This is a genomic window from Kitasatospora sp. NPDC001547, assembly GCF_042894165.1.
Lineage (GTDB): Bacteria > Actinomycetota > Actinomycetes > Streptomycetales > Streptomycetaceae > Kitasatospora.
Genome location: NZ_JBIAVL010000001.1, coordinates 254,891 through 267,223, shown reverse-complemented (window position 1 = coordinate 267,223; position 12,333 = coordinate 254,891). Strand labels below are relative to the sequence as shown.

General features: G+C 72.7%; 11 protein-coding genes. 10 read left to right on the top strand and 1 reads right to left on the bottom strand.

What is annotated here, in order from left to right:
* The first annotated feature begins 4 nt into the window (after positions 1–4).
* From ACFY0X_RS01155 to ACFY0X_RS01110, 10 genes are all read left to right on the top strand, one after another.
* Positions 5–1,579 carry a 4-hydroxyphenylacetate 3-hydroxylase family protein gene (locus tag ACFY0X_RS01155; protein WP_387747442.1) on the top strand — a complete coding sequence of 525 codons (1,575 nt, stop codon included), beginning with the start codon at positions 5–7 and terminating at the stop codon, positions 1,577–1,579.
* A gap of 38 nt (positions 1,580–1,617) precedes the next feature.
* Positions 1,618–3,369, top strand: coding sequence for an amino acid adenylation domain-containing protein (locus tag ACFY0X_RS01150; RefSeq protein ID WP_387747440.1), 1,752 nt, complete (start codon positions 1,618–1,620; stop codon positions 3,367–3,369).
* A complete protein-coding gene (locus ACFY0X_RS01145; protein WP_387747438.1) occupies positions 3,366–3,587 on the top strand; it encodes an MbtH family protein in 222 nt (73 codons plus the stop codon). Before ACFY0X_RS01150 ends, ACFY0X_RS01145 begins: the two co-directional genes overlap by 4 nt.
* Positions 3,588–3,600: 13 nt before the next feature.
* The gene (gene hppD / locus ACFY0X_RS01140; protein WP_387747436.1) at positions 3,601–4,683 is read left to right on the top strand and encodes a 4-hydroxyphenylpyruvate dioxygenase; all 1,083 of its coding nucleotides are present in this window, start codon (positions 3,601–3,603) and stop codon (positions 4,681–4,683) included.
* A complete protein-coding gene (locus tag ACFY0X_RS01135; RefSeq protein ID WP_387747434.1) occupies positions 4,673–5,515 on the top strand; it encodes a hypothetical protein in 843 nt (280 codons plus the stop codon). The genes hppD and ACFY0X_RS01135 overlap by 11 nt, the downstream gene beginning before the upstream one ends.
* Positions 5,516–5,622: 107 nt before the next feature.
* A complete protein-coding gene (locus ACFY0X_RS01130; protein ID WP_387747432.1) occupies positions 5,623–6,771 on the top strand; it encodes an LLM class flavin-dependent oxidoreductase in 1,149 nt (382 codons plus the stop codon).
* Positions 6,772–6,924: 153 nt separating this feature from the next.
* A complete protein-coding gene (locus tag ACFY0X_RS01125) occupies positions 6,925–8,478 on the top strand; it encodes an FAD-binding oxidoreductase (RefSeq protein WP_387747430.1) in 1,554 nt (517 codons plus the stop codon).
* Positions 8,471–9,244 carry an SDR family oxidoreductase gene (locus ACFY0X_RS01120; RefSeq protein ID WP_387747428.1) on the top strand — a complete coding sequence of 258 codons (774 nt, stop codon included), beginning with the start codon at positions 8,471–8,473 and terminating at the stop codon, positions 9,242–9,244. The genes ACFY0X_RS01125 and ACFY0X_RS01120 overlap by 8 nt, the downstream gene beginning before the upstream one ends.
* Before the next feature lie 34 nt (positions 9,245–9,278).
* Entirely contained in the window at positions 9,279–9,995 is a 717-nt protein-coding gene (locus tag ACFY0X_RS01115) for a DUF2306 domain-containing protein (RefSeq protein WP_387747426.1), read from the top strand.
* A gap of 239 nt (positions 9,996–10,234) precedes the next feature.
* Positions 10,235–10,597, top strand: a complete 363-nt coding sequence (locus tag ACFY0X_RS01110; RefSeq protein ID WP_387747424.1) for a YciI family protein — start codon at positions 10,235–10,237, stop codon at positions 10,595–10,597.
* A 261-nt stretch (positions 10,598–10,858) separates the two neighbouring features.
* On the opposite strand, the gene ACFY0X_RS01105 is transcribed toward ACFY0X_RS01110, so the two are convergent.
* Positions 10,859–12,253 carry a multicopper oxidase family protein gene (locus ACFY0X_RS01105; protein WP_387747422.1) on the bottom strand — a complete coding sequence of 465 codons (1,395 nt, stop codon included), beginning with the start codon at positions 12,251–12,253 and terminating at the stop codon, positions 10,859–10,861.
* Between the last annotated feature and the right edge of the window lie 80 nt (positions 12,254–12,333).

Sequence of the window (12,333 nt, the reverse complement as noted above, 5' to 3'; positions counted from 1 at the left end):
TCTGATGGCCGAAGCCCGGGAGACCACCGCCGGCGATGCGCGCGGGACCCGCCCGCTGACCGGGGCGGAGTACATCGAGAGCCTTCGCGACGACCGGGAGATCTATCTCTACGGCGACCGGGTCAAGGACGTCACGACCCACCCGGCGTTCCACAATCCGGTCCGGATGACGGCACGGCTCTACGACGCCCTGCACGATCCCCGGCATCGGCCCGTACTGACCGCGCCGGTCGACAGCGGCGGCGAGGGCTACACCCACCGCTTCTTCACCACCCCGCGCAGCGCGGAGGACCTGGTCGGCGACCAGCAGGCGATCGCCGCCTGGGCGCGGATGAGCTACGGCTGGATGGGCCGCAGCCCCGACTACAAGGCGTCCTTCCTCGGCACCCTGGGCGCGAACGCGGACTTCTACGAGCCGTTCGCGGACAACGCCCGGCGCTGGTACGCGGAGTCGCAGGAGAAGGTGCTGTACTGGAACCACGCGATCGTGCACCCGCCGGTCGACCGGAGCCTGCCGCCGGACCAGGTGAAGGACGTCTTCATCCACGCCGAGCGGGAGACCGACGCCGGGCTGGTCGTGTCCGGCGCGAAGGTGGTCGCCACCGGCTCCGCGCTGACGCACTACAACTTCATCGCGCACTACGGCCTGCCGATCAAGGACCGCACCTTCGCCCTGGTGGCCACCGTGCCGATGGACGCTCCCGGGATGAAGCTGATCTGCCGCCCGTCGTACACCGCGACGGCGGCGGCGATGGGCAGCCCGTTCGACCACCCGCTGTCGTCCCGGCTGGACGAGAACGACACCATCCTGGTGCTCGACAAGGTGCTCATCCCGTGGGAGAACGTCTTCGTCTACGGGCAGCCGGAGAAGATCCGGATGTTCACCGGCCAGTCGGGCTTCATCGAGCGGTTCACCTTCCACGGCTGCACCCGGCTCGCGGTGAAGCTGGAGTTCATCGCCGGGCTGCTGGCCAAGGCGCTGGACATCACCGGCACCGGAGACTTCCGCGGGGTGCAGAGCCGGCTCGGCGAGGTGCTGGCCTGGCGCAACCTGTTCTGGGGGCTGTCGGACGCGGCCGCCCGCAACCCGGTCGCCTGGCGCAACGGCGCGGTGCTGCCCAACTCCCAGTACGGGCTGGCCTACCGGTGGTTCATGCAGACCGGCTACCCGCGGATCAGGGAGATCGTGCTCCAGGACGTGGCCAGCGGGCTGATCTACGTGAACTCCAGCGCCAAGGACTTCGACAACCCGGGGATCCGGCCCTACCTGGACCGGTTCCTGCGCGGCTCCGGCGGCGTGGACGCGGTCGAGCGGGTGAAGGTGATGAAACTGCTCTGGGACGCCGTCGGCAGCGAGTTCGGCGGCCGCCACGAGCTGTACGAGCGCAACTACGCCGGCAGCCACGAGAACACCCGGATCGAGCTGCTCTTCGCCCAGCTCGCCAACGGCCAGCTGGACTCCTACAAGGGCCTGGTCGACGAGTGCCTGGCGGAGTACGACCTGAACGGGTGGACCGTACCCGATCTGTCCTCCTTCGCCGACCTGAGCGACTCCGTCCACGGGCTGCTCGACAGCTGATCCGGGCACCGACAACCAATCGATCAGGATCGGAGGGCATGGTGGCTTCCCCTTCCCTTCAGGGGCATTTCACGGAACAGGCGCTCAGGACACCGGACGCGATCGCCGTGTCGTCCGGCGAAGTCCGGCTCACGTACCGGGAGTTGGACGAACGGGCGAACCGGCTGGCGCACCGGCTGGGCGAGCTCGGCGTGGTGGCCGAGTCGCCGGTCGCGGTGCTGATGGAACGGTCGGCGGACCTGGTGGTGGCGATCCTGGCCGTGCTCAAGGCCGGCGGCTGCTACCTCCCGCTGCACAGCGCCTACCCGCTGCCGCGCAAGCAGTGGATCGTGGAGCACTGCGCGGCGCCGGTGCTGCTGACCGACGAGGCGATGCGCCGGCAGGGCCTGCCGGAGGTCCCCGAGGTGGTCGTCGTCGACGGCGAGAAGGGCCTCGCCGACCACCCGGCGACGGACCCGGCCGTCCCCGTCGGCCCGGACGGGCTCGCCTACGTGATCCACACCTCGGGCTCCACCGGGGAGCCCAAGGGCGTCGCGATCGCCCACCGGGACGCGCTCGGCCTGGCCCTGGACTCGATCTGGGCGGACGGCCGGCACGAGCGGGTGCTGATGGTGGCGCCGTACGCCTTCAACGTCTCCACGTACGAGCTCTGGGTGCCGCTGCTGCACGGCGGGCGGATCGTGGTGGCGCCGCCCGGCGACCTCGACGTGCACGCCCTGCGCGGGCTGATCGCCGAGGAGCGGATCACCGGCATCCACCTGACCGCGGGCCTGTTCCGGGTGCTGGCCGAGGAGGACCCGGGCTGCCTGGCCGGGGTGCGCGAGGTGCTCACCGGCGGCGACGTCATCGCCCCCTCGGCCGTCCGGCGGGTGCTGGAGCACAACCCCGGCCTGGTGGTGCGCGCGATGTACGGCGCGACCGAGGCGACGCTGTTCAGCACCAGCTCGCCGATGACCGCCCCCTTCCGGGCGGACGGCCCGGTGGGCGTCGGCCGGCCGATGGACGACGTGCGGCTGCACGTCCTGGACGCCGAGCTGCGGCCGGTGCCGGTCGGCGGGGTGGGAGAGCTCCACATCGCCGGACGCGGCCTGGCCCGCGGCTACTACAACCGGCCCGACCTGACGGCCGAGCGCTTCGTCGCCAACCCCTTCGACGCGCCGGGCGGGCGGATGTACCGCACCGGGGACCTCGTCCGGGTCGACCGGGACGGCCTGCTGGAGTACCTCGGCCGGGCCAACGACCAGCTCAAGGTGATGGGCTTCCGGGTGGAGCCCGCCGAGGTGGAGGCGGTGCTGGCGCGCTACCCCGGCCTGGCCCACGTCGCCGTGGTGGCACGGGAGTCGGAGTCCGGGGACAAGCGCCTGGTCGCCTACTACGTCCCGGAGTCCGACGTCGAGGCGGGCGCGCTGCGGGCGCACGCGGTGGAGCAGCTGCCGGCCTACATGGTGCCGACGGCCTTCGTGAGCGTGCCCGCCCTCCCGCTGACGCCCAACGGCAAGCTGGACCGGCGGGCGCTGCCCGAGCCGGTGGCCGATGCCGCCCGCCGGGCGCCGGCGACCGAGCGGCAGCGGCAGCTGTGCGCCCTGTTCGCCGAGGTGCTCGGGGTGCCCGAGATCGGCGTCGACGACAGCTTCTTCGAGGTCGGCGGCCAGTCCCTGGACGCGATGCGGCTGGTCAGCCGGATCCGCGCGGCGCTGGACGTCCGCCTCACCGTCACCGACTTCTTCGACGTGCCCTCGGTGGCCGCCCTGGAAGCCCTGCTGGACCGGGCGGAGGGGGAACGGGGATGACCAGCCCCTTCGACGCCGACGACGGCGAGTTCACGGTCCTGGTCGACGCGGAGGGCCGGCACTCGCTCTGGCCGGCCGCCGTGGCGGTGCCGGCGGGCTGGACGCCCGTGCACGGGCCGTCCGGACGGGCCGCCGCCCTCGCGTACGTGAACGAGCACTGGACCGACCTGAGGCCGAAGAGCCTCACCGGGCGCCCCGCCGGGCAGCCCGACGACTGACGAGGAGTCTGACATGAGCCTCGACGCGGGTCAGGAGACCTTCTGCGGCATGCTCGTCGACCACATCACCTGCTACGTCGCCGACCTGGCGGTCACCACCGAGTGGCTGGTCCGCGGGTACGGCCTGGAAGTGTACGCGGGCTCCGCCCCGCAGGCGTCGGACCTCCGCTCGGTGGCGGTCGGCCGCAACGGCATCCGGGTGCTGCTCAGCCAGCCGCTGCCGGGCGACCACCCGGGGGCGGCGTACGTGGAGAAGCACGGGGACGGGGTGGCCGACATCGCGCTGCGCGTCCCGGACGCCCGGGCCGCGTTCGCGGCGGCCGTGCGGCGCGGTGCCCGGCCCGTCGCCGGGCCGGTCGCCGACGGCGAGCTGGTCACCGCGACCATCATGGGCGTCGGCGACATCGCCCACACCTTCGTCCAGCGGTCGGACCGGGCGGACGAGCGGACGCTGCCCGGGCTGACGCCCGTCGCCACCGACCCGGCCGCGCCGGACCTCGGCCTGCGGGAGGTCGACCACTTCGCGATCTGCGTCGAGCCCGGGCAGATCGACGCGACGGTCGCCTTCTACCGCGAGGTCCTCGACTTCGAGCTGATCTTCACGGAGCGGATCGAGGTCAACGGGCAGGTGATGATCACCAAGGTGGTGCAGAACGGCACCGTCACCTTCACGCTGATCGAACCGGACCAGGCCCAGGTCAGCGGCCACCTGGACGAGTTCCTGAAGGACCACGGCGGCCCGGGGGTGCAGCACATCGCCTTCACCACGGACGACATCGTGCGCTCGGTCGACGCGATCGCCCGCCGGGGCGTGGAGTTCCTGGGCACCCCGCAGGCGTACTACCGGCTGCTGCCGGACCGCCTCACCCCGCTGCGGCACTCGGTGGCGGAGCTGGAGCGGCTGAACCTGCTGATCGACCAGGACCACGACGGCCAGCTGTTCCAGATCTTCGCCAAGTCCGTGCACCCCCGCAACACCCTCTTCCTGGAGGTCATCGAGCGGATGGGGGCCCGCTCCTTCGGCAGCGGCAACATCAAGGCGCTCTACCAGGCCATCGAGCACCAGCAGGGCAGGGGCACCGGCGATGACGCGTGACGGGATCTTCGACGACCGCTTCCGCACCGCGGTGGAGCGGCTGCGGGTGCCCGGCATGGGGACCGAGGTGGTGGCGCCGCTGCTCTCCCACCTGATCCACCTGGCCCGGCCCCGCCGGGTGCTGGAGGTCGGCATGGGGTACACCACGCCGTTCCTGGCGAAGGCCCTGGCCGAGGCCGAGGAGCTGGCCGAGGCCGAGGCGGCCGCGCTGGTCCGCAAGACCGGGCCGTACCTCGCGGACGGCCGGGAGCTGGACGAGGCGTGGATCGACAGCGAGCCCGCGCTGCTGCTGCCGGCCGGCTACCGCGAGCCGTACCGGCCGCGGTTCGTGGCGATCGACGACCTCTCGGACTCCGGCTCCTCGGCCCCGCTGGTGACGGAGGTGCTGGGCGAACTCGGCCTCGCCGAGCGGGTCACCGTCGTCAACTCCGACATGCGCGGGGCCGTCGGCCGCCTCCCCGAGGAGTTCCGGCCGATCGACTTCGCCTGGGTGGACGCCTGGGACTGCCTCTACTTCTTCGAGAACTTCTGGGAGTTGATCGACCCGGACGGCGGGATCGTGGTCATGCACTACCTGATGACCTACCCCGAGGGCGAGGCGATCCTGGAGTACATCGCCGACACCCAGCGGATGGCCCCCGGCGAGTTCGAGATGCTGAACCTGCTGGAGAGCCGGAAGCTGCGGCAGAACAGCATGACCGTGCTGCGCCGCACCAGCGGCAGCCGGCCCAGGCAGTACTCCGACACCGGTCAACGCCCGCGCCTCGGCGGCCGGGTGCGCGAGGACGCCGTCGCGCTGGCCCGGTCGCTGGAGGCCCGCGGCACCGGCTGAACCGGGGCCGGACCGCGCGGGCAATCTGGAAGATGGCGGCCTCCGCCTGCCTGGATAGATTGATTCACATCCACTGCGAGCCTTGCGAACAGAGGGGAACCACCGGCATGAGCACACTCTCCGAGGACCCGAACAGCGTCAAGTTCGTCTACTGGGACAACCTCACCTACGCGCCCACGGGCTCGCGCTCGCCGGAGGAGTGGGATCCGGTCCTCGGCGCCCGCCTCTACGAGAGCTACCTCGACCACTGCGTCGAGGCCGAGCGCCTCGGCTACGCCGGCCTGAGCGTGCCGGAGCACTTCGGCCCGTCGTCGATCTCCCCGCACCCGAACATCCTGCTGGCCGCGCTCGCCGCGCGGACCACCCGGGCCCGGCTGGTCACGGGCGTGAACCTGGCCCTGCTGCACCACCCGCTGCACCTCGCCGAGCAGTTCAACATGATCGACGTGCTCTCCAACGGCCGCCTGGAGATCGGCCTCGGCCGACGCGGCGACCGGGCCGCCTTCGAGCACAGCGCCGACCTCGTCGACGGCGCCGTCAACCGGATCGACCACCCGGTGGCGAAGGACGACCTGACCGCCACGTACACCGCGTTCCTCCAGGACACCGAGGTCGCGAAGGTCACCGTGTGGCCCCGGCCGGTGCAGCCGAGCGTGCCGCTGTGGGTGGCCGCCGAGACGGACGGCTCCCTCGCCATGGCGGCCCGCCGCGGCTGGAACGTGTTCACCGGGCTGAACCTCGACCCGTCGGCCGGCGGCATGTCCAAGATCAGCGTGGACGAGATGGTCACCCGCCTGCACCGCTACTTCGAGGTCGGCAAGGAGCACGGACACGAGCTGTCCATGGCGAACACCGCGGCGAGCTGCTTCACCGTGGTCGCCGACACCGACCGCGAGGCCGCCGAGATCGTCCGCGCCGGCTTCGTCTCGCACATCGAGACGGCCGGCGGGGTCCTGGCGCGGATGGCCGGAGCCTCGCCCGCCGACAGCCCGCTGTCGGAGCTCGCCAAGGAGGGCGACACCGGCGTGCAGGGCGTGTTCGAGGCCCCCGCGGAATCCTACCTCCGCAACCCCTTCGCCCTGGTCGGCTCGCCCGAGACGGTCCGGGCCAAGCTGGACGCGCTGGTGTCCGCCGGCTTCCGCCGGTTCGTGCTGTTCTGCGGCGGCGTCGGCACCGCCCACGAGGTCGGCTGGCAGTCGGCCCGGGCGATGGCCGAGGACGTGGCCCCCGAGCTGTTCGCCCCCAACGCCGGCTAGCCGGCCGTCCCGGCCCGGGGAACGCGCCCCGTCCCGACGGCGAGGGATCGGGACGGGGCGGGTTCCCCCGGGCCGTGCGGGAGGACCCCGGGACCCGACGGCCGGCACCCGGGGCGACCTGGGCCGGCCGCGCACGTGGAAGGACGAACGAGCATGAGCGACAGGACCGTTGATCCGACCGGGCCGACGGTGGTCAGGCCGGGGGACCCTCGGTACGAGAACCTCGTCCAGGGCTACAACCACCGCTTCGTCGGACGACCCGACCAGGTACACGTGGTGACCGGCACCGAGGAGGTGGTGGCGGCCGTCGACGAGGCGGTGGCGGCGGGCAGGCGGATCGCGGTCCGCAGCGGCGGTCACTGCTTCGAGGACTTCACCGCCTCCCCCGACGTCCAGGTGCTGCTGGACGTGTCCCAACTGAACGGCGTCTCCTACGATCCCGCCCGGCGCGCGATCGAGGTCGGCTCCGGCGCCCTGCTGGGCGACGTCTACCGGACCCTCTTCAAGCGCTGGGGCGTGACGGTCCCGGCCGGCACCTGCCTGGAGGTCGGCGTCGGCGGCCACTTCGCGGCCGGCGGCTACGGGCACCTCTCGCGCCGCGACGGCCTGGTGGTCGACCACCTGTACGCCGTCGAGGTGGTGGTCGTCGACGAGTCGGGCAGGGCCCGCGCGGTGGTGGCGACCGCCGACCCCGAGGACCCCCACCACGACCTCTGGTGGGCCCACACCGGCGGGGGCGGCGGCAACTTCGGCGTGGTGACCAGGTACTGGCTGCGCACCCCCGGGGCCGACGCCGCGAACCCGGCCCTGCTGCTGCCCAGGGCTCCGGCCCGGGTGTGGAAGCGGACGGTGATGTGGCCCTGGGCGGAGATGACCGAGCGGTCCCTCACCACCCTGCTGCGCAACTACTGCACCTGGTACGAGGACCACGACGACGCCGACGCGCCGGCGGCCGGCCTGTGGAGCAACCTGATCGTCACCCACCGGGACTCCGGGGCGTTCGGGATGGTCGTGGTGATCGACCACGACGGGCCCGACGCCGAGAAGGTGCTGGCGGAGCACTTCGACTCGGTCAGCGCGGGAGTCGGCGTGGAGCCCTCGGTGCACGTCACCGAGGTCGTGCCGTGGCTGAGCTCCTGGCTGCCCTCGTACAGCTTCCCGAACGACCCCAAGGGGCGCTACAAGGACAAGGCCGCCTACCTGCGCAAGGGCTTCACCGACCGCCAACTCGGGGTGATCTGGCGCTACCTGACCGATCCGGAGCACATCAACCCGATGTCGTGCCTGGTGGTCGCCGGCTTCGGCGGGAAGGTCAACACCGTCGCCCCCGACGCCACCGCCGCCGTCCAGCGGGACTCCGTCCTGAAGGTCCTCTACGGAGGCGGCGTCTGGCAGTCCGCGGACCAGGACGAGGCCTGCGTCTCCTGGATCCGGGAGTTCTACCGCGAGGTCCACGCCGGGACCGGCGGGGTCCCCGTCTCCGACGCCTTCACCGACGGCGCCTACATCGGCTACCCCGACAGCGACCTGGCCGACCCCGCGTGGAACACCTCGGGGGTGCCGTGGTCGACGCTCTACTACGGCGCCAACTACCCGCGCCTGCAGCGGGTCAAGCGGACGTACGACCCCCGGAACGTGTTCCGCCACGCACTGTCGATCGAACCAACCGACGCACACCCGGACTTGCTGGAGGATCAGGATGCTTGAGGACAAGGTCGTCGTGGTCTCGGGGGTCGGCCCCGGCCTGGGACGCTCGATCGCCCTGCGCGCCGCGCACGCGGGCGCGGACGTGGTGCTCGCCGCCCGGACCGGCTCCCGGATCGCGGAGATCGCCGCGGAGGTCGAGCGGACCGGGCGCCGGGCGCTGGCGGTACCGACCGACATCACCGACGACGAGTCGGCGGCCGCCCTGGTCAAGGCCGCGACGGAGACCTTCGGCCGGATCGACGCCCTGGTGAACAACGCCTTCGCGGTGCCGCCGCTGGTCGACCTCGGCGAGGTCGAACTGTCGGACGTGCGGGCCGGGTTCGAGACCAACGTCTACGCCGCACTGCGGCTCACCCGGCTGTTCTCCCCCGCCCTGGCCGAGAACCGGGGCTCGGTCGTGATGATCAACTCCGCGGTGATCCGGCACTCCAAGCGGCTGTTCGGCGCCTACAAGATGAGCAAGGCCGCCCTGCTGTCGCTGGCCCAGAGCCTGGCCACCGAACTCGGCCCGCAGGGCGTCCGGGTGAACACCGTCGCCCCCGGCTACATCTGGGCGGACGCGCTGCGCGAGGGCTTCGGCCAGTGGGCGGCGCAGCGCGGCGTCACCGTCCAGGACATCTACGACGAGGTCGCGGCCACCCTCGACCTCGGCCGGCTCCCCGAGCCGGACGAGGTCGCCGACGCCGTGCTGTTCCTGATGTCCCCGCTCTCCCGCGCCGTCACCGGCCACTGCCTGGACGTCAACGCCGGCGAGTACCACCACTGAACCGCCCGGACCCAACGGAAGTCGAGGATCAGCGGTGACACAGAACACGGAGCCGTCCGGGGCGCTGGCCGCCGGACGGGAACGCGCGAGACCCGGCGGCGGTGCGGCCGCGGCCGCACCGAGCTGGTGGCAGAGCCCATGGGTGGCGGCCCTGGCCGTCCTGGTGGTCTTCAACCTGGTGTACGCCTTCCCCCGCTACCTGACCGGCGGGCCGGGGCAGGCGCGGATCCCGCTGGACGCGGGCTTCCCGGCGCACTACGCCGTCCTGGTGGGGCACGTCGTCTTCGGCAACATCTCGATGGTGACGGTGTTCCTCCAGGTCCTGCCGTGGATCCGCCGCCACTACCCGGCGGTGCACCGGGTGAGCGGCCGGGTGTACGTCTTCGCCGGGGCCCTGCCCGGCGGGCTGCTGGCGCTGGTGCTGCTGCCCTACTCCACCGCCCCGAGCGGCCAGATCGGCCTGGCCATGATGGGCGGGCTCTGGCTGCTCACCACCGTGCTCGGGCTGCGGGCCGCCCTGCAGCGCCGGTACGTCGACCACCGGCGCTGGATGGTCTACAGCTTCGCGATGGCCCTCGGCACCAGCTGGGGCCGGGTGGTGGTCGAGCTGATGGGGTACATCCCGGGCTTCAAGCTCGACCTCCCGACGCTGCTGGAGGTCGCCAACTGGGCGGGCTGGGTGGTCAACCTGCTGGTCGCCCACTGGTGGCTGGAGCGGACCGGCCCCCGGGCCGCCCAGCTGGTGCGCTGACACCGGTCCCCGCGCGGCCGGCCGTGAACCCTCACGGCCGGCCGCGCGTTTTCGTGCCCCCGACCGCCCCCTGCACCGCGCCCGCGCCCGTCCCGTTGCCGCGGCCCCGACGACCGGAGCCCCCGCGGGCACAACAGACCGGCGGGCCGGAAAACGTCGAGAACGGCCCGTCGGCTCCGACGTCTCCAGTGAGGACCCTCCGGAGACGCCCGGGGGCCACGGCCCAAGGAGTGAGAATCATGAAGTACCTGCTCGTGATGCACATGGACCCGGTGCTGTGGGACGGCCTGTCCGTGGACGAGCAGCAGGCGGTGTACGCCGGCCACCGCGACTTCATGAAGCTCATCAAGGAGTCCGGCGAACTGGTCACCACGCAGGCGCTGGCGGTGCCGGAGCAGAGTACGACCGTCCGGGTCCGCGACGACGGCCCGGTGCACAGCGACGGGCCGTACCTGGACACCAAGGAGTTCGTCTGCGGCTTCTACCTGGTCGACGTCGAGACCAGGGAGCGCGCGATCGAGCTGGCCGCGCTGATCCCGGACGCCCGGCACACGGGGGTCGAGGTCCGTCAGGTGATGTTCGAGCAGGGCCTGGAGATGTGACGGCCCGGGGGCCCCGGGGGGGGGGCGGCCCCCCCGGGGGGGGGGGCGGGGCGGCCGGCGGGGGGGCGGGCGGCCGGGGGGGGGGGGGGCGGCGGGCGCGGGGGGGGGCCCCCCCCCCCCCGGGGGCGGCGCCCCCCCCCCGGGGGGGGCGCGGGGGGCCCCCCGGGGGGGGGGGGGGGGGGGGGGCCCCCCCCCCCCCCCCCCCCGCCGGCGTTCGCGGATCAGCGGATCAGCGGATCAGCGGGTCAGCGGGTCAGCGGATCAGTCGACGATCTCCAGCTGGCCCATCATCCCCGCCGAGGAGTGCTCCAGCATGTGGCAGTGGTACATGTAGCGGCCGAGGTAGTCGGTGAAGGTCGCCTGGACCCGGACGGAGGTGCCGGGCGGAAGCGGCACGGTGTCCTTCAGGCCGGCGTCACCGGGCAGCGGCGGGCGGCCGTCCCGGTCCAGCACCCGGAACTGGGCGAGGTGCAGGTGGAACGAGTGCTGGATCGGGCCGTACTTGGTGGCGCTGTCGCCGTTGGTGACCGTCCAGATCTCGGTGGCACCGCGCCGGATCCGCTGGTCGACCCGGTCCGGGTCGAAGGCGAGCCCGTTGACCAGGCCGACCGGCGTGCCGTCCAGGTCGAAGGAGAGCGTCAGCTCGCGGTGGACCGTGGCCGGCGGCAGCTCGGGCAGCGGGCGCAGGACGGCGGGCACCCGGCTGCGGTCGTGCCCCCTGCGGTCCACCCTGAACTGCAGCACCGGCTCGGTCCGGTCGTCGCCGGTGAACTGGCCCTGGTTGGTGAGCGCGGCCCGGCTGCCGACGGACAGCCCGGAGAAGTCCACGACCAGTTCCACCCGCTCACCGGCGGCGAGCGGGAAGTCCGTGCCGGTCCGGTCGACGGGCGCGGGCAGCAGACCGCCGTCCGAACCGATCTGGAGGACCGGCAGGGAGCCGAAGTTCAGCTTCAGGAACCGCAGCGTCGAGCTGTTCAGCAGGCGCAGCCGGTACTTGCGGGCGGCCACCGGGAAGTACGGCTTGGAGCGGCCGTTGACCAGGATCACGTTCCGCTTCGCCGGGTCGCCGTGCACCAGTCGGCCCTCGGCGTCGAACTCGGCGTCGCGGATCGCGATCGGGACGTCGTACTCGCCGCCGGGCAGGTCGTACCGGCGCTCGTCCTCGCCCTCGATCAGGTAGAAGCCGTGCATGCCGCGGTAGACGTGCTCGGCCTCGCTGTGATGGCTGTGGTCGTGGTACCAGAGCGTGGCGCCGGGCTGGCGGTTCGGGTACTCGTAGCGGCGCTCGCCGCCCGGGTCGATGAGCTGCATCGGGTGTCCGTCGCTGTCGGCCGGGACGTGGCCGCCGTGCAGGTGCACGTTGACGGCCTCGGGCAGCCGGTTGCGGTAGGTGACCAGGACCCGGCGGCCCTCCCGGGCGCGGATCGTCGGGCCGACGAAGCTCCCGCCGTAGGTCAGGCAGCTGGTCCGGACGCCCGGGAGCAGCTCCAGGTCGGCGGCCAGGACGTCGAGCCGGTAGACGTCGGTGTCGTCGGTCCGCGCCACCGGCCGCAGGGTCGGCGGGACGGGCATCCGCACGGCGAACGGCCCCTTGGCCGGTCCCCCGGCGGCGGCCGGTCCGGGCGGCAGCGGCTTCCCGCCGACCAGCGCGCTCACCGGCAGCCCGACACCGGTGGCCGCCGCGATGCCCGCGAGGCCCAGAAATCTTCGCCTGTACAGGGTGTCCTCCCCACCTC